This is a genomic window from Pseudomonas wuhanensis (assembly GCF_030687395.1).
Taxonomy (GTDB): domain Bacteria; phylum Pseudomonadota; class Gammaproteobacteria; order Pseudomonadales; family Pseudomonadaceae; genus Aquipseudomonas; species Aquipseudomonas wuhanensis.
The window spans coordinates 5,641,005-5,657,914 of record NZ_CP117430.1; the positions used below are offsets into that span (position 1 = coordinate 5,641,005).

Genomic DNA, 16,910 nt, shown 5'->3' on the forward strand with positions numbered 1-16,910 from the left:
ATGAAACGTCTGCTCAGCGCCTGCGCCCTGCTCTCTCTGCTGGCCGGTTGTGCCAGTACCGATACCGTCGATCCACACGGTTACGACAAGACCGGCACGGCTTCGTATTACGGTGCCAAGCATCATGGCAAACGCACCGCCAGCGGCGAGCGTTTCAACCAGCATGGCCTGACCGCCGCCCATCGCCAGTTGCCGTTCGGCACCCGGGTGAAGATTACCAACCTGAATAACGACAGATCCTGCGTGGTACGCATCAACGACCGTGGGCCGTACTCCCGTGGGCGCCTGATCGACGTGTCCCGTGAAGCGGCCGAACGGTTGGGCATGCTGCGCAGTGGCACCGCGAAAGTTCGCGTGCAAGCCCTCGACGACTGATTAGACGGAGCGCTGACTATTTTCGGACTGGCCGATTTACCCCTGATCAGCGTGATTGAATTGTTCAGCGGTCTGTTTTTACTGATCGCCGGCGCCGAACTGATGGTACGCGCCGCCGTACGTCTGGCCGCGCGACTGCATGTGCGGCCGCTGATCATCGGCCTGACCATCGTGGCCCTCGGCAGCAGCGCACCGCAGATGGCGGTCAGCCTGCAAGCCACCCTGGCGCAAAACGCCGACATTGCCGTCGGCAGCGTGATCGGCAGCAGCATCTTCAACATCCTCGTCACCCTAGGGCTCTCGGCGCTGATAATTCCGCTGCGGGTTTCGCGGCAATTGGTGCGCCTGGATATTCCATTGATGATCGGCGCCAGCCTGCTGGTGTTCGTACTGGCGTGGAATGAAGAACTGACTCGGGCCGACGGCGTGATGCTGCTGATAGCGCTGGCACTGTATCTGGGCTTGCTGCTGCGTCAGTCACGGCACTCGGCCCGTCCGCCATCGGCGGCTCATGAAGCGCCGCAGGCACCGTGGTTCAGCAGCCTGCTAATGATCGTCGCCGGTCTGGCGATGCTGGTGTTCGCCGGGCACTTGCTGCTCGGCGCCGCAGTGGCGGTCGCGACCGACCTGGGCTTGTCGGAGCGGATCATCGGTCTGACCATCGTTGCCGTCAGCACGTCCCTGCCGGAGTTGGCCACTTCGTTGATCGCCGCGTTGCGCGGTCAGCGGGACATCGCGGTGGGCAACGTGATCGGCAGCAACCTGCTCAACCTCCTGGGTGTACTCGGGCTGACCGCATTGATCGCGCCGTCGCCGCTGTCAGTCTCGCCGAACGCCCTGGATTTCGACCTGCCGGTAATGCTTGGTGTCGCGGTGCTGTGCCTGCCCGTGTTCTATTCCGGCTACCGGGTGACGCGCGCCGAAGGTCTGCTGTTTTTGGGTTTGTACCTGGCCTATGGACTGCACGTGGTGTCGTTCACCACCGGCATGCCGCTGGCCGGCAAGCTTGAACACCTGATGCTGTTTTTCGTCCTGCCGGCGCTGGGGGCGTTTTTGCTGTTCACGTCGCTGCGCGCCTGGCGTCGCCAACACCATAAGAGGGAATTGCCATGAGCACTGATAACAAGCCTGGGGTTGAAGTCCGCCGCCAAGTAATGGGCGACGCCTTCGTCGACCGCGCCTTGGGCAACGCCACTGAGTTCACCCAACCGTTGCAGGACTTCGTCAATGAACACGCCTGGGGCGGTGTGTGGAATCGCGAAGGTCTGCCGCTGAAAACCCGCAGCCTGATCACCCTCGCCGCGCTGACCGCCTTGAAGTGCCCGCAAGAATTGAAAGGCCATGTGCGTGGCGCGCTGAACAACGGCTGCACCGTGGAAGAAATTCGCGAGGCGCTGCTGCATTGCGCGGTGTATGCCGGCGTGCCGGCGGCGATTGATGCGTTTCGGGCGGCGCAGGAAGTGATCGACAGCTACCAAAAGCCCGAGTAACAAGCAGACATTTGTGCTGGCAGGACTATCGCCATCGCGGGCAAGCCCGCTCCCCTACAGGGGATCTCCTTTATTGCACAAATTGTGTGAACACCAAAGATCACTGTGGGAGCGGGCTTGCCCGCGATGAGGCCCTGGAAGCCACCGCAAATGCCGAGGCTAAATCCACCCACCCCACTGCAACAAAAAAATCCCGACGTTGGTGGTGACCGCCGCCATCAGCGTGGTAATCACGATGATCGCCGCCGCCAGTTCATGATTACCGTTGGCCTGCCGGGCCATGACAAAACTGGCCGCTGCAGTCGGGCTGCCGAAGTACAGAAACAGAATCCCCAATTCCGCCCCGCGAAAACCCCAGAGCCAGGCGCCAAGCGTCGCCAGCACCGGCAGGCCGATCATCTTCATCAGGCTTGAACTGAGCGCCGTCGGCCCGCTTTTGCGCATCGCCGCCAGCGACAACGTGCCACCGATGCAGATCAATGCCAATGGCAAAGTGGTTTGTGCCAGGTACTGGCCGGACGTCTCCAGCCACCCCGGCAAACCGATCTTGAAATACGCAAACGGCGCCGCCGCAAACACGCTGATGATCAACGGGTTGACCATCACGCTTTTGCAGATACTCCACGGGTCAGACTTGATCACCGGGCTGTAGACCGCCAGTACGATGGTCGAAAGCGTGTTGTAAAACAGGATCACCAACGCTGCAAGAATGGCCCCGAGGGAAATCCCGTAGTCGCCGTACATACTCGCCGCCAGGGCCAGACCGATAACGCCGTTGTTGCCACGGAAAGCGCCTTGGGTATAGATGCCTCGGTCTTCCCGCGGGCATTTCCAGATCGCCCAGCCCCAGGCAATCGCAAAGCACGCCAGCGTCGCGACCGAGAAGTAGATCAGCAGCGCCGGTTGCAGCGCGGCATGCAGGTCGGCATGCAAGATGCCCAGAAACAGCAACGCCGGCATGGTGACGTTGAACACCAGGGCCGACGCGGTATGAATGAAGTTGTCGTTGATCCAGTCGATGCGCTTGAGCAGCGCCCCCAGAAACAGCATGGCAAACACCGGCGCGGTGATGTTCAGGGTTTCGAGGAAGATAGCCAGCATGCCGGGGGAACCTTGGGTGGGCGTCGTTAGGGGGCTAATGATAAGCCACCATGTCCCCTGCCGTCTGGTAGATCGCCATCGCGGGCAAGCCCGCTCCCACAGGGTGCTTCTTTGTTGCACAAATTGTGTGAACCCCGAAGATCACTGTGGGAGCGGGCTTGCCCGCGACGAACGATAACGCCGTCTTACGTGATAGGCGCCGGGTTGAACAAGGTGATGTCGTTATGCAGCTTATGCTGCTCCGCCCACGTCTGTTTCTTGCCGCTGGCCACGTCCAGGTAGTAGTGGAACAATTCCCAGCCGAGGTCCTCGATCGAAGCTCGCCCGGTCGCAATCCGCCCGGCATCAATGTCGATCAGGTCCGGCCAGCGTTGCGCCAATTCGGTCCGGGTCGACACCTTCACCACCGGTGCCATCGCCAACCCATAAGGCGTACCCCGCCCGGTGGTGAACACATGCAGGTTCATCCCCGCCGCCAACTGCAACGTCCCGCAGACAAAATCACTGGCCGGGGTCGCGCAGAAAATCAGCCCTTTGCGCTTAAAGCGCTCGCCAGGGCCGAGCACCCCATTGATCGCGCTACTGCCGGATTTAACGATCGAGCCCAGGGACTTCTCGACAATATTCGACAACCCGCCCTTCTTGTTCCCCGGTGTGGTATTGGCACTGCGATCCGCTTCACCCTTGGCCAGGTAACGGTCGTACCAGTCCATTTCCCGCACCAGTTCCTGAGCCACTTCCTCGGTTTCGGCACGGGACGTCAGCAGGTAAATCGCATCACGCACTTCAGTGACTTCGGAAAACATCACCGTCGCCCCCGCCCGCAACAACAGGTCTGAGGCATAGCCGAGCGCCGGGTTGGCAGTGATGCCAGAGAACGCATCGCTGCCACCGCACTGCATGCCGAGGATCAGCTCGGACGCCGGCACGGTTTCCCGGCGGCGCAGATCGAGCTTCTTCAAGCGGGTTTCAGCCAGCGCCATGATCTGCTCGATCATCTCGGTGAAACCGTGGCTGGAATCCTGCAGGCGGTACAACCACGGCTCGCTCAAATCCACCGAACTGTCGTTCTCGTGCATCACCTGCCCGGCCTGCAACTTCTCGCAGCCCAGGCTAATCACCAGCGCTTCACCACCCAGGTTCGGGTTGCGCGCCAGGTTGCGCACGGTGCGAATCGGGATGTACGCGTCGGTGGCGGTGATCGCCACGCCGCAGCCGTAACTGTGGGTCAGCGCCACCACGTCATCGACGTTCGGGTACTTGGGCAGCAACTCGTCCTTGATGCGTTTCACCGCATGGTCCAGCACCCCGGTAACGCACTGCACGGTGGTGGTGATGCCCAGAATGTTGCGCGTGCCGACGGTGCCGTCGGCGTTGCGATAACCCTCGAAGGTGAAGCCTTCCAGCGGTGCCTGCGCGGTCGGCACTTCGGTGGACAGCGGCAGGCTGTCCAGCGGTGGTGCGGTGGGCATGCGCAGTTGATCTTCCTTGACCCAGCTGCCACGCGGAATCGGCTGCAATGCGTAACCGATGGTCTGGCCGTAACGAATCACCTGGCCGCCTTCGGGAATGTCCTCGAGAGTGACCTTGTGGCTCTGCGGCACAAAATCCACGGTGACCAGGCCATCGGGGAATTCAGTGCCGGCCGGCACGCCCTGATCGTTGACTACGATCACCACATTGTCCCGCTCGTGCAGGCGGATGTAGCGCGGCGAGTCGGAATGTTCAATCAACTGCATGACGCCGCTCCTCAGGAATGCGCTTCAGATAACTTATTGTTGGTTTCAGGACCGCTGACAGGCGGCTCTTTGAGGACCACACGCTTGATCGGGCCAACGATCACCAGATAGCTGAAGACTGCTACCAGCGCGTTGCAACCGACGAACACCAGCGCCCATTTGAACGAGCCGGTGGAGCTGATGATGTAACCGATAACGATCGGCGTGGTGATCGACGCGATGTTGCCGAAGGTGTTGAACAGACCACCGCTGAGACCCGCGATCTGTTTCGGCGAGGTGTCGGACACCACCGCCCAGCCCAACGCACCCACGCCTTTGCCGAAGAACGCCAGGGCCATGAAGCCGACGACCATCCATTCAACGTCCACATAGTTGCAAGCCACGATGCTACTGGAAACCAGCAAGCCAGCGATGATCGGCGCCTTGCGGGCGAACGTCAGCGAGTGACCTTTGCGCAGCAGGTAATCGGAAATCACCCCGCCAAGCACACCACCGATAAACCCGCAGATTGCCGGCAGCGAGGCAATGAAACCGGCCTTGAGGATGGTCATGCCGCGCTCCTGCACCAGATACACCGGGAACCAGGTGAGGAAGAAGTAAGTGATGCCGTTGATGCAGTATTGGCCCAGATACACGCCGAGCATCATGCGGTTGGTGAGCAGTTGGCGGATGTAGTCCCACTTCGGACCGTCGCCCTTTTTGCCTTTGCCTTTGCCTTTGTCCTGGTCCATGTCGACCATGCCGCCGTTGTCGGCGATGTGTTTGAACTCGGCGTCGTTGATCATCGGGTGTTGGCGCGGGCTGTAGATCACCTTCAGCCAGATCCCCGAGAAGACGATGCCGATCACGCCCATGACGATGAACACATGCTGCCAGCCGAAGCTATAGACGATCCAGCCCATCAGCGGCGCGAACAACACGGTGGCGAAATATTGCGCCGAGTTGAAGATCGCCGAGGCGGTACCGCGTTCAGCGGTCGGGAACCAGGCCGCCACGATGCGTGCGTTACCGGGGAAGGATGGCGCTTCGGCCAGGCCCACCAAAAAGCGCAGCATGAACAGCGCGACGACGGCGGTGGAAAGCCCGAATTCACCGACATAGCCTTGCAGCACGGTGAACAGCGACCAGGTGAAGATGCTCAGGGCGTAGATTTTTTTTGAACCGAAACGGTCCAGCAGCCAGCCACCGGGAATTTGCCCGGCCACGTAGGCCCAACCGAATGCGGAAAAGATATAGCCGAGGGTGACCGCGTCGATGCCGAGGTCTTTTTGCAGGCTGGAGCCGGCGATTGCGATGGTGGCCCGGTCGGCATAGTTGATCGTGGTCACCAGAAACAGCATGAGCAGGATCAAATAGCGGACGTGAGTCGGCTTGGTCGATTGCATTGTAGATGTACTCCCACTGATTATTTTTATGCGGGTAATAACAATTTTTTTGTCGTATCTGGCTTTTGTGGGAGCCGGGCTTGCCCGCGATGCAGGCACCACGCAGTGTCAGTCTCAACGCGGTGATGCTATCGCAGGCAAGCCAGCTCCCACAGGTACTGCGGTGTATCAGGAACCGATGTAGGCAGTTTTTACGACCGTGTAGAACTCTTGCGCATAGCGACCTTGCTCACGTGATCCATAGGATGAACCTTTACGCCCACCGAACGGAACGTGGTAATCCACGCCGGCGGTCGGCAGGTTGACCATCACCATCCCGGCCTGGGAGTGGCGTTTGAAGTGGTTAGCGTACTTCAACGACGTGGTAGCGATGCCCGCCGACAGGCCGAACTCGGTGTCGTTGGCCATTTCCAGCGCCGCCTCGTAATCAGCCACGCGAACGATATTGGCCACCGGGCCGAAGATCTCTTCGCGGCTGATGCGCATCGCAGCTTCGCTGTCGGCAAACAGCGTCGGGGCGAGGAAGTAGCCTTCCGTGTCGCAGGTCACCAGACCACCGCCACTGACCAGACGCGCACCTTCGGACTGGCCGATGTCGATGTACTTCATGTCTTGTTCAAGCTGAGCTTGGGAAACCACCGGACCGATATCGGTACCACTTTTCAGCGCGTGACCGACCTTGATCGACTTCATGCGCTCGGCCATGGCTTCGACGAACTGGTCGTGAATCCCGGCGGTGACGATGAAGCGGCTCGACGCGGTGCAACGCTGGCCGGTGGAATAGAACGCGCTCTGTACCGACAGCTCGACCGCTTGCTTGAGGTCGGCGTCATCCAGAATGATCTGCGGGTTCTTGCCGCCCATTTCCAGCTGAACCTTGGCCTGGCGCGATACGCAGCTGACAGCGATCTGACGACCCACGCCCACGGAACCGGTGAAGCTGATGCCGTCGACTTTCGGGCTCTGCACCAGCGCATCGCCAACCACGCGACCGCTGCCCATCACCAGGTTGAACACGCCGGCCGGGAAGCCTGCGCGAGAGATGATTTCCGCCAGCGCCCAGGCGCAACCCGGCACCAGATCAGCAGGCTTCAGCACGACGCAGTTGCCGTAGGCCAGGGCCGGAGCGATTTTCCACGCAGGGATCGCAATCGGGAAATTCCACGGGGTGATCAGTCCGACCACACCCAACGCTTCGCGAGTGACTTCAACGTTCACACCCGGACGCACCGACGGCAGGTAATCGCCGGACAGGCGCAGGCATTCACCGGCGAAGAACTTGAAAATATTACCGGCGCGAGTCACTTCGCCGATGGCTTCGGGCAGGGTCTTGCCTTCTTCCCGGGCCAGCAAAGTGCCGAGCTCTTCGCGACGAGCGAGGATTTCAGTACCGACTTTATCCAGTGAATCGTGACGCGCCTGAATGCCCGAAGTGGACCAGGCCGGGAACGCGGCGCGAGCGGCGTCGATGGCGGCGTGGACCTGAGCCAGATCGGCCTTGGCGTAGTCGCCGATGGTATCGGTCAGCTCGGACGGGTTGATGTTGGCGCAGTAATCACTGCCCGCCACCCATTCGCCGTTGATGTAGTTATCGAAACGCTTTGTATCTGCCACGGGCTGCCCCTTTTAAAAGAAGTCCTCACGCAAAAAGCCGCTGATTGCTCAGCGGCCCAGGTTTTATCGAGTGTTATTGCGCACCTTGCTTGTCGATCAGCGCGGCGAGCATTTCGTACTCTTCGCCCGTCAGATCGGTCAACGGCGCACGCACAGGACCTGCGTCGAAGCCTGCGATTTTCGCCCCGGCCTTGACGATGCTCACGGCGTAACCGGCCTTGCGGTTACGGATGTCCAGGTACGGCAGGAAGAAGTCGTCGATGATCTTGCCGACAGTGGCGTGATCTTCACGAGCGATGGCGTGATAGAAATCCATCGCGGTTTTCGGGATGAAGTTGAACACCGCCGAGGAGTAAACCGGTACGCCCAAAGCCTTGTAGGCCGCGGCGTAGACTTCGGCGGTCGGCAGACCACCCAGGTAGCTGAAGCGATCACCGAGGCGGCGACGGATCGACACCATCAACTCGATATCGCCCAGGCCATCCTTGTAACCAATCAGGTTCGGGCAGCGCTCGGCCAGACGTTCCAGCAAAGGAGCGGTCAGGCGGCAGACGTTGCGGTTGTAAACCACCACGCCAATTTTTACCGATTTGCATACCGCTTCAACGTGGTCGGCAACACCGTCCTGGCTGGCTTCGGTCAGGTAGTGCGGCAGCAGCAACAGGCCTTTGGCGCCCAGACGCTCGGCTTCCTGAGCGTATTCGATAGCTTGACGAGTCGAACCGCCAACACCGGCCAGGATCGGCACGCTGGTAGCGCAGGTGTCGACGGCAGTCTTGATGATTTCCGAATATTCGCTGGCCGCCAGAGAGAAGAACTCACCGGTGCCGCCCGCGGCGAACAATGCCGAGGCGCCGTATGGGGCCAGCCATTCGAGACGCTTGATGTAGCCCGCGCGATGGAAATCGCCCTGAGCATTGAAGTCGGTGACCGGGAACGACAGCAGGCCGGAAGAGAGGATGGACTTCAGTTCTTGTGGATTCATTATTCGAACACCCTGGTAGCAACGTTTGTGTGAGAAAACTGTTCAGCTTTCGCCGAAGTTGTAGGTCATCGTACAACTTAAAATACAACCGTCAACAGCATTTCATCGCGGACCTCAACATTTGCGTCGGAAAAAGTAATTCCTTGACGTAGGAAAGTTCTCATCTATGATCCAGATAACTGTATATACATACAGTTAAATTTGACTCTACCTACGACATATCAAGGAGCTAGAAATGTCAGGTCTACACGCACAATCGAAGGAAAATACCCGACAGGTCATTGCCGATCTGGATGATCTTTTTACCGGGCACGGCATCGCCTTTTCTGGCAATGGCGACACGCTTAAGCTCACCGCCGGCAGCCATCACGGCCCCAAACATCAGCATCAAGGCCTGCCGCCGACGCCACCAAAAAATGCGCTGAAAGGCGCGCCCCAGTTGAGGTTTGAGGGTGCAGAACATACCGCTATCGGCGACAGCACCCTGCTGCGTTTCGTCAAGGATGCACCTGCCATACCGGCCTCACAGGTGGAGTTGCACCTGCCCAATGGCCTGGCATTGACCTATGGGCAAGTGATTGCACTGGGGGGTGATTTTTATGGAATTCCCGATCAACCGATCTGCGAAGGCGCAACAGCGGCGGACCGAATCCAGCGTTTTACCAACGCCTTCAACTCCCTGGCGGTACTGCCGGCCTCAAACGCCGAGGCGAAGTTGATCCTCGGCGTCATGCAGAAGGAAATCGCCGCCATCAATCAAGCGATCAGGGACGGTAAACAGCCGCATGAGGCTTATGACGCCTTGGGTGATACGTTGTCGGAAGAGTGGAACAAAATCACCGGCGGCGGCAGCTTCGTCTCGGCACTGTTCCCTTTGGGGCGTTATCTGAAACTGGCCGCCAACAATGCCGACCACTTTGCCGAATGGGCGTTGCTGGCTTACATCGCCGGGCACACGGCAGCGCTGCAACATGCGGTGCTGGCCCACAACAGCGGCGATGAAAAGCAGTTGGAGCAGGCCTATGCGATGAACGCTTTTGCCGATCACTACCTGACCGACCTGTATTCCGCCGGTCACCTGCGAGTACCGCGCAAACAGTTGGCGGCGGTGGTCACGCCCAGTGATCTCGGTTCGTTGATTACCCGTTTCATGCACGATGAAGACAGCAAGTTCGGCCTCAACGTGAGCAATGGCAACGGCGATCGCTGGCACGCCTACGGCGACAAGCGCTACTTCGACGCCATCGACAGCGCCAATCGCGCTCAGGTGAATCAAGCGGTTCAGGTGTCGGCGGATGAAGTGTTCGCGGCGTACCTCGGTGGCACCGCTCCATCGGCCGGCAGCTTCGCTGCTTTGAAAAGACTGCCCGACCTGCAAGCAGTACTGAACCCGGCAGGCAATTTCTCGCCACTGTTCAAGGTCGAGGGCAACAAGGTGTTGCGGCGCAAGGACGTCAACAACTTGAACGATACCGCCACCGTTGATGATTGGTGGGGTTGGAGCACTTACCTGCTGCTCAAGGACTACCAACCAACCGGCGCGCTGAATTCAGCGGCCAATGCCTGATAAGGAGATCACTGATGACTATCAAACTGAAACTGGAACTGGCTTCGGGGCAATCGCTGAAAGGTGCGCCGCTGGAATTGCTGTCGAAGGGCTTGCCGATTGCCCGGGCGGTTGTGGATGAACGCGGGCATGCGGTTTTCGATGCCAAACCTGGGGCTGCTGAGTTGGCGGTGAGGGTGGATCGGGGAATTTTGAAGACAATCTGAAAGATTAATTGATGGCTACTGACCCCATCGCGGGCAAGCCCGGCTCCCACAGGTTCTGTATGTGTTCACACTATTGTGATCGACACAAAACCTGTGGGAGCCGGGCTTACCCGCGATGGCTATCTGTCAGGCAAGAAATCACCTCAATCAGAAAACCTGAACCCGCTTCATGCACCTGATGCTCTGCCTCACACTTTGCGACCGCCCAGGCGGGAGTCTTGTTCTGAAATGCCCACACATGCCATTCGTCGAAACTGTTATTTCTAACAGTAGCCCGCTCCCTGCTGCCTCAGCCTAAATGGCTCAGGAGTTAACGAACCGGCTCCGTCAACGTTGCATGCAAAATCGCGTTTATTAAACGGTTCGATTCATTGTTAAAGGGATTTTGATCATGACTGCACAACTGAAAACTTTATCTGCTCCACAGCTTCGAGAAGCCATCAAAAGCGTGCTTTTCGTTGATAACCTGATAGATCCGGCACATGGTGAGGTTCCGCCGTATGCAAATGCGACTGTAGGGGACAAAGTCGAATTTACGGTACAAACCTCTACCGGCAACTCCTGGACACACTTGATCATACTGACCCAAGCCTTAGTCGGAAGCCTTATCGTTTTCGATATCCCGAAAAACATCTTCGAAAAGAACCTGACCCCAGACGCTACCGCCACACTGCGGTACAGCGTGACCAGTGCATCCGGTAACACGGCTCTCTCTCCTGACCTGCTCGTGAAACTAGAAAAATAAGACATAATCAACGCTGCGCCTGCGCCTCTTCATGGGCCTGGCGCAACCGCTCGCGACTATTCGTCAGATGCAACCGCATCGCGGCCCGCGCCGCATCGGAATCCTGGCGGGCAATTGCGTCGTAAATCTCTTCATGCTCGCGACTCAGACGACTCATGTAGTGCTGTTGATCATCATGGGCCAGACGCGCGGAATTAAGGCGCGTGCGCGGAATGATGCTGGTACCCAGGTGGGTCATGATGTCGGTGAAGTAGCGGTTGCCGGTGGCCAGAGCGATTTGCAGGTGGAACTGGAAATCCGAAGCCACCGCATCGCTGGCGTGGGAGGCGCTTTCATTCAGCGCGTCCAGCGCCGCTCGCATCAACGCCAACTGCTCAGGGCTGCGACGTTGCGCGGCAAGGCCGGCGGATTCCACTTCCAGGCTGATGCGCAATTCCAGAATCGCCAGCACATCGCGCAGGGTGACCACGGTGGCCGGGTCGATACGGAAACCGCTTGGGCTGGGGGTATCGAGCACGAAGGTGCCGATGCCGTGACGGGTTTCCACTTGCCCGGCGGCCTGCAAACGGGAAATCGCTTCGCGCACCACGGTGCGGCTGACGCCATGGGCATCCATGATCGCCGATTCGGTGGGCAGCTTGTCGCCACGCTTGAGCTGACCGTCGCGGATCTGCTCGGATAACACCGTGACCAATTCCTGTGCGAGGCTGCGCCGCTTGCGAGGGAGGCGAGGTGCGTCGATCGGGTTTTCCATGGTGAACGTCTGTCTCGAAAATTCGGCTGAATCCGCATCATAGCTCAACACGGTTGTACGATCACCGTTGACCTGTGGGAGCGTGGCTTGCCCGCGATGAACGATAACGCGGTTCGTCAGGTAAACCGCATTAAGGCCATCGCGGGCAAGCCACGCTCCCACAGGTTCAGGCGGTCACGGTTTGGTCCACCAGATGGCCATTCTCGATGCGCACATGCCGAGGATGGAAACGTTTCAGGCTACTGCGATGCCCGACGCTGACAATGCTCAAGCCCGGCAATTCATCGATCAACGCCTGATACAACGACGCCTCATCCTCTTCGTCCATCGCCGAAGTCGCTTCGTCCATGTACAGCCATTGCGGCGCATAAAGCAGCGCACGGGCGAAGGCCAAACGTTGCTGCTCACCGGGCGAAAGCATGCGCTGCCAGTGATTGGCTTCATCCAGACGCGAAACCAGGTGCGGCAAGCGGCAGGTTTCCAGCACGTGGGCATAACGCTCGCGCGGGTAGGTGTCGCCGGGTTGTGGATAACTCAGCGCCTCGCGCAAGGTGCCAATCGGCAAATAGGGTTTTTGCGGCAGGAACAGATAACGCCCTGTTGGCAGGCGGATGCTGCCGTGGCCGGCCGGCCAAAGGTGCCCCATCGCCCGCAGCAACGTCGATTTGCCGCTGCCGGAACGACCGCTGAGCATGACGCGCTCGCCCTCCTCCACCGTCATGTCGGCGTTAGTCAGCAGATGACGACCGTCAGCGAGGTCGAGGCCAAGGTTATGCACCTTCAACGCATCACCTTGATTCTGGACGTCAATGGCTGGTGCACGCTCTTCATTGTCGGTCATGGCCTGACGGAAACTCAGCAGTCGATCACAGGTGGCGCGCCAGGAGGCAAGGCTCTGGTACGCACTGATAAACCAGCTGAAACTTTCCTGCACGTTGCCGAACGCCGAGCTGATTTGCATCAGCTCGCCAAGTTCGATCTTGCCGGACAAGTAACGCGGCGAAGCGACTATGAACGGAAAGATGATGGCAGCCTGACTGTAACCGGCGGTGAAGAAAGTCAGTCGTTTGGACACCTTCATGATGTCCCAGAAGTTATGCCAGACCATCCCGAAGCGACTGTTCAAGCGACGATTTTCATTGGGCTCGCCGTTGTACAGCGCAATGCTCTCGGCATTTTCGCGAATCCGCACCATAGAGAAACGCAGGTCGGCTTCGAAACGTTGTTGCTGGTTATTCAGGCCGATCAAACGGCGGCCGATCAGATGCGTCAGCCAGCTACCGATCACGGCATAGACCAGCACACACCAGAACATGTAGCCGGGAATGGTAAAACCCCATACTTCGATACTGCCCGACACGCCCCACAAAATGATCGAGAACGACACCAGGCTGACAATGTTGCGAAGCAAACCAATGCCCAGCTCCAGGGTGTTCGAGGTGAAGTTGTTGAGGTCTTCGGAAATCCGCTGGTCCGGGTTATCGGTGTAACCGCCCTGTTCCAGCTGGTAGTAATTCTTGTTGCCGAGCCAGCGGGCGAAATGCTTTTCCGTGAGCCATGCCCGCCAACGGATGGTCAGCATCTGGGTCAGGTAGAGCCGGTAGACGGCACCGACAATCGCCACCGCCGCAATCCCGCAGAAATACAGAATCAGCCGCCAGAACGCGGCCTCATCCTTTTGCTGCAGCGCATTGTAAAAATCCTTGTACCAGGTGTTGAACCACACCGAGATGCCCACGCTGATCAGTGACAACGCAATCACCGCGATCAGCAGCGTCCAGGCCTTGCCCTTCTCTTCACTGCGCCAGTAAGGCGTGATCATCGCCCAGACTTTGCGAAAAAACTGCCCGCGCACAGCATCGTTGACCGCGGAATACTCAGCGTTCTGATTCATGGATAAGGCTCGATAAAGAAAAGAACACACACGAGCCGATCATAAATGATCGGTTCGTGTTATCGCGAGGGCTGGCGATAATCGTTCAGCGTCCGTTCAGCGACGGACCGGGCGCTTCTGCAGTTTGCGCTGCAGCGTGCGGCGGTGCATGCCCAGGGCGCGGGCGGTGGCGGAGATGTTGCCTTCGTGCTCGGTCAATACGCGCTGGATGTGCTCCCACTGGAGACGGTCCACCGACATCGGGTTCTCCGGCACCAGGGTGTCGAGGTCGGCGTGCTCGGAGAGCAACGCGGCCAGCACGTCATCGGCGTCCGCCGGTTTGCACAGGTAATTGCAGGCGCCGCGCTTGATCGCCTCGACGGCGGTGGCAATGCTCGAGTAACCGGTGAGGATCACCACGCGCATGTCCGGATCGAGTTCGAGCAGCTTGGGCAGCAACACCAGGCCTGAGTCGCCGTCCATCTTCAGGTCCAGCGCGGCGTAATCCGGGATGTCCGCCTGGGCGATGATCAGGCCTTCTTCGGCGGAACCTGCGGTACTCACGCGAAAACCACGGCGGGCCATGGCGCGGGCCATTACGCGGGTGAAGGTTGCGTCGTCGTCTACCAGCAGCAAATGCGGCAGTTCTTCGCCTTCGACTTGGATCTCGTCACTCATGTTCGTCTCCTCGGGCGACACGGGGCAAGCGCAGCTCGGTGAGCGTGCCGCCTTCCTCATGACTGTAGAGTTTCACTGAGCCGCCGGCGCGTGTCACGCTGGCCTTGCTCAAAAACAGGCCCAGGCCGAAACCTTTGCCCTTGGTGGTAAAAAACGGTTTGCCAATCTGCTCGGCAATGGCCAGTGGCACACCGGCGCCATGGTCGCGAATGCTGATGGTCAGGTCCTCGGCATTCCAGTCCAGCGTCACTTGCAAGCCTTCGGGGCAGGCATCGGCGGCGTTGTTCAGCAAATTCAGCAGGGCCTGGGTCAGGTCCGGCGGCGGCGCCATGCGCGGCACGGTCCCCTGGCCCAGGCGCTGGAAGCGGTAGCTGGCTTCAGGGCGCATCAGGTGCCAGCGGTTGAGCGCTTCGTCGAGCCAGTCGGTGACATCCTGCATTTCCACCGCCATGCGACGGTTGGCTTCCGCCGCCCGAACCAACTGCTGCAAGGTCTCCTTGCAGAGTTTGACCTGATCCTGCAATACGCTCAAATCGTCCTGCAACAGCGGGTCGGGATGGTCCTGACGCATTTCCTTGAGCAACACGCTCATGGTTGCCAGCGGCGTGCCCAGTTCATGGGCGGCACCGGCAGCCTGAGTCGCGACGGCCAGCAATTGCTGGTCGCGCAGGCCCTCTTCGCGACGGATTGCGCGCAGCTCTTCCTGACGGCGCAGCTCTTCAGCCATGCGGGCGGCGAAGAACGTGATGACCGCTGCCGCCAGGGCAAAGCTCAGCCACATGCCGTAGATCTGCAGGTTCTCCCGGGCGATCGGGAACGTTTCCAGCGGGTAGAACCGCGCCAGCAGCAACGTATAAAGCGCCAAGGCAATACCCGACAGAATTACCGAATAGCGCCACGGCAAGGTAACGGCAGCGATAGTCAGCGGCACCAGATAATAAGAGACGAACGGATTGGTCGAGCCGCCGGAAAAGTACAGCAAGGCGCTGTGGATAAACAGGTCGCAGGCCAGTTGCAGGGCATATTCGAGCTCAGTCACCGGCCACGAGGTGCGTAGACGCACCGCCGTGAACGCGCACAGCAGCGTCGAACAACCCAGGGTCATTGCCAGTTGCACCCACGGCAACGGCAGCAGGTCGAACCAGTAGGCCAGGCCTACGGAACCGGCCTGCGCGGCCAGCACCAGCGTGCGGATGAAAGTCAGCCGCCAGAGGTTCTGGCGAGTGGCGGAAGTGATTTGAACGGGGGCGAGCATGAGCTCTCCTGATGAGCGCTCCAGGCGGATCGCACGGAGTATAACCAAGCCACGGGCCTGAGAGGCGAAAGTGCGGCAAACGACCACATGGCGGAAAGGATTGTGGCGTCTATAAGGCCGCCATCGCGGGCAAGCCACGCTCCCACATTGGAATGCGTCCCCTGTGGGAGCGTGGCTTGCCCGCGATTGACCGCGCAGCGGTCACCTGTGGTCGATCTGTATAGAAGTTGTAACTGTGCGAACCGGATCATTGAAGCTAGAGTCTGATGGTTTCACGCAGGTTCGGACCTTAACCCCTGCGCACCGTCCAAGGAGCTTTTCATGCACACATTGCGCCGCAGCGCCGCCCTTCTTGCCTTAAGCGTTGGCACCGTCGCCAGCCTCCCGGCCCTGGCCGTCGACGAGCTGCATTACAACCAGATCTCCCTGCGCGCCGAAGTCAGCCAGGAAGTGGCCCGCGACCTGATGATCGTGACCCTCTACACCGAAGAGCAAAACACCGACCCGGCCAAACTCGCCGCCGACGTCAGCACCACCATGAACAAAGCACTGGCCCAGGCTAAAGAAGTCAAAGACATCACCCTGCGCCAGGGCAGCCGCAACAGCTACCCGATCTACGACACCAAAGGCCAGAAAATCACCGGCTGGCGTGAGCGCGCCGAACTGCGCCTGGAAAGCTCGGACTTCGCCGCCCTCTCCAAACTCACCGGCGAACTGCTCACCGACCTGAAAATGGGCGGCATGGACTTCGCCATCGCCACCCCAACCCGTAAAGCCAGTGAGGACGCCCTGCTCAAAGAAGCCGTGACCGCCTTCAAGTCCCGCGCCCAACTGGCCACCGACGCCCTGGGCGGCAAGAGCTACAAAATCGTCAACCTGAACCTCAACAGCAACGGTTATCCACAACCGTACATGCGTGGGCCGATGATGATGAAATCCGCGGCCATGGATTCAGCGCCGGTGACCCCGGAAGTTGAAGCGGGCACCAGCCAGGTCAGCATGACGGCGGATGGGGCGATTGAAGTGTTGATGCCTTGATTCGATAAGCCTGTATAAAGAACGGCGATCACCGAAGTGATCGCCGTTTTTTTTGCGCCAGAAGAATCTGGTTGTGACTGTCGGCTTACTGGTGAAAGCACGGAC

16 protein-coding genes are annotated in these 16,910 nt (G+C 59.4%); 7 read left to right on the forward strand and 9 right to left on the reverse strand.

The window, feature by feature from the left end:
• From PSH88_RS26140 to PSH88_RS26150, 3 genes are read left to right on the forward strand one after another with little or no spacing between them, the layout of a single operon-like run.
• On the forward strand, positions 1-375 hold the full coding sequence (locus tag PSH88_RS26140) for a septal ring lytic transglycosylase RlpA family protein (protein ID WP_305423544.1): 375 nt from the start codon (positions 1-3) through the stop codon (positions 373-375).
• Positions 376-426: 51 nt separating this feature from the next.
• Positions 427-1,488 (forward strand): calcium/sodium antiporter, encoded by a 1,062-nt coding sequence (locus PSH88_RS26145; RefSeq protein WP_305423545.1) that lies wholly within the window; start codon positions 427-429, stop codon positions 1,486-1,488.
• The gene (locus tag PSH88_RS26150; protein WP_305423547.1) at positions 1,485-1,865 is read left to right on the forward strand and encodes a carboxymuconolactone decarboxylase family protein; all 381 of its coding nucleotides are present in this window, start codon (positions 1,485-1,487) and stop codon (positions 1,863-1,865) included. Before PSH88_RS26145 ends, PSH88_RS26150 begins: the two co-directional genes overlap by 4 nt.
• A 159-nt stretch (positions 1,866-2,024) precedes the next feature.
• On the opposite strand, the gene PSH88_RS26155 is transcribed toward PSH88_RS26150, so the two are convergent.
• The 5 genes from PSH88_RS26155 to kdgD form a co-directional block, all read right to left on the reverse strand.
• A complete protein-coding gene (locus PSH88_RS26155; protein WP_305423548.1) occupies positions 2,025-2,966 on the reverse strand; it encodes an AEC family transporter in 942 nt (313 codons plus the stop codon).
• 185 nt (positions 2,967-3,151) lie between these two features.
• Complete coding sequence (gene garD / locus PSH88_RS26160) at positions 3,152-4,705, reverse strand: galactarate dehydratase (protein WP_305423549.1); 1,554 nt, start codon at positions 4,703-4,705, stop codon at positions 3,152-3,154.
• An 11-nt stretch (positions 4,706-4,716) separates the two neighbouring features.
• On the reverse strand, positions 4,717-6,090 hold the full coding sequence (locus tag PSH88_RS26165) for an MFS transporter (RefSeq protein ID WP_305423550.1): 1,374 nt from the start codon (positions 6,088-6,090) through the stop codon (positions 4,717-4,719).
• Positions 6,091-6,258: 168 nt separating this feature from the next.
• A complete protein-coding gene (locus PSH88_RS26170) occupies positions 6,259-7,704 on the reverse strand; it encodes an aldehyde dehydrogenase family protein (RefSeq protein WP_305423551.1) in 1,446 nt (481 codons plus the stop codon).
• A gap of 73 nt (positions 7,705-7,777) precedes the next feature.
• Complete coding sequence (gene kdgD / locus PSH88_RS26175; protein WP_052965597.1) at positions 7,778-8,689, reverse strand: 5-dehydro-4-deoxyglucarate dehydratase; 912 nt, start codon at positions 8,687-8,689, stop codon at positions 7,778-7,780.
• Between the two features lie 235 nt (positions 8,690-8,924).
• Here kdgD and PSH88_RS26180 point away from each other — a divergent pair, with 235 nt between their 5' ends.
• The 3 genes from PSH88_RS26180 to PSH88_RS26190 all read left to right on the forward strand — a co-directional run bounded on the left by PSH88_RS26180 (position 8,925) and on the right by PSH88_RS26190 (position 11,207).
• Positions 8,925-10,256, forward strand: a complete 1,332-nt coding sequence (locus tag PSH88_RS26180) for a phospholipase (protein WP_305423554.1) — start codon at positions 8,925-8,927, stop codon at positions 10,254-10,256.
• A 14-nt stretch (positions 10,257-10,270) separates the two neighbouring features.
• Positions 10,271-10,462 carry a hypothetical protein gene (locus PSH88_RS26185; RefSeq protein WP_305423556.1) on the forward strand — a complete coding sequence of 64 codons (192 nt, stop codon included), beginning with the start codon at positions 10,271-10,273 and terminating at the stop codon, positions 10,460-10,462.
• 391 nt (positions 10,463-10,853) lie between these two features.
• A complete protein-coding gene (locus PSH88_RS26190) occupies positions 10,854-11,207 on the forward strand; it encodes a hypothetical protein (protein ID WP_305423558.1) in 354 nt (117 codons plus the stop codon).
• A 7-nt stretch (positions 11,208-11,214) separates the two neighbouring features.
• Here PSH88_RS26190 and PSH88_RS26195 read toward each other — a convergent pair whose 3' ends face one another.
• The 4 genes from PSH88_RS26195 to PSH88_RS26210 form a co-directional block, all read right to left on the reverse strand.
• Complete coding sequence (locus PSH88_RS26195) at positions 11,215-11,961, reverse strand: FadR/GntR family transcriptional regulator (RefSeq protein ID WP_305423559.1); 747 nt, start codon at positions 11,959-11,961, stop codon at positions 11,215-11,217.
• A 166-nt stretch (positions 11,962-12,127) separates the two neighbouring features.
• On the reverse strand, positions 12,128-13,855 hold the full coding sequence (locus tag PSH88_RS26200) for an ABC transporter ATP-binding protein/permease (RefSeq protein WP_305483407.1): 1,728 nt from the start codon (positions 13,853-13,855) through the stop codon (positions 12,128-12,130).
• A 96-nt stretch (positions 13,856-13,951) separates the two neighbouring features.
• On the reverse strand, positions 13,952-14,512 hold the full coding sequence (locus tag PSH88_RS26205; RefSeq protein WP_305423561.1) for a response regulator transcription factor: 561 nt from the start codon (positions 14,510-14,512) through the stop codon (positions 13,952-13,954).
• Complete coding sequence (locus PSH88_RS26210; protein ID WP_305423562.1) at positions 14,505-15,767, reverse strand: ATP-binding protein; 1,263 nt, start codon at positions 15,765-15,767, stop codon at positions 14,505-14,507. The genes PSH88_RS26205 and PSH88_RS26210 overlap by 8 nt, the downstream gene beginning before the upstream one ends.
• A gap of 321 nt (positions 15,768-16,088) precedes the next feature.
• Between PSH88_RS26210 and PSH88_RS26215 the strand changes: the two genes are divergently transcribed.
• The gene (locus tag PSH88_RS26215; RefSeq protein WP_305423564.1) at positions 16,089-16,805 is read left to right on the forward strand and encodes an SIMPL domain-containing protein; all 717 of its coding nucleotides are present in this window, start codon (positions 16,089-16,091) and stop codon (positions 16,803-16,805) included.
• Positions 16,806-16,910: the final 105 nt, after the last annotated feature.

Coding starts and splice junctions, on each gene's coding strand:
- PSH88_RS26195 (WP_305423559.1), bottom strand. CDS start 11,961: ATGGAAAACCCGATCGACGCACCTCGCCTCCCTCGCAAGCGGCGCAGC.
- PSH88_RS26150 (WP_305423547.1), top strand. CDS start 1,485: ATGAGCACTGATAACAAGCCTGGGGTTGAAGTCCGCCGCCAAGTAATG.
- kdgD (WP_052965597.1), bottom strand. CDS start 8,689: ATGAATCCACAAGAACTGAAGTCCATCCTCTCTTCCGGCCTGCTGTCG.
- PSH88_RS26210 (WP_305423562.1), bottom strand. CDS start 15,767: ATGCTCGCCCCCGTTCAAATCACTTCCGCCACTCGCCAGAACCTCTGG.
- PSH88_RS26140 (WP_305423544.1), top strand. CDS start 1: ATGAAACGTCTGCTCAGCGCCTGCGCCCTGCTCTCTCTGCTGGCCGGT.
- PSH88_RS26190 (WP_305423558.1), top strand. CDS start 10,854: ATGACTGCACAACTGAAAACTTTATCTGCTCCACAGCTTCGAGAAGCC.
- PSH88_RS26200 (WP_305483407.1), bottom strand. CDS start 13,855: ATGAATCAGAACGCTGAGTATTCCGCGGTCAACGATGCTGTGCGCGGG.
- PSH88_RS26180 (WP_305423554.1), top strand. CDS start 8,925: ATGTCAGGTCTACACGCACAATCGAAGGAAAATACCCGACAGGTCATT.
- PSH88_RS26205 (WP_305423561.1), bottom strand. CDS start 14,512: ATGAGTGACGAGATCCAAGTCGAAGGCGAAGAACTGCCGCATTTGCTG.
- PSH88_RS26155 (WP_305423548.1), bottom strand. CDS start 2,966: ATGCTGGCTATCTTCCTCGAAACCCTGAACATCACCGCGCCGGTGTTT.
- PSH88_RS26185 (WP_305423556.1), top strand. CDS start 10,271: ATGACTATCAAACTGAAACTGGAACTGGCTTCGGGGCAATCGCTGAAA.
- PSH88_RS26165 (WP_305423550.1), bottom strand. CDS start 6,090: ATGCAATCGACCAAGCCGACTCACGTCCGCTATTTGATCCTGCTCATG.
- garD (WP_305423549.1), bottom strand. CDS start 4,705: ATGCAGTTGATTGAACATTCCGACTCGCCGCGCTACATCCGCCTGCAC.
- PSH88_RS26215 (WP_305423564.1), top strand. CDS start 16,089: ATGCACACATTGCGCCGCAGCGCCGCCCTTCTTGCCTTAAGCGTTGGC.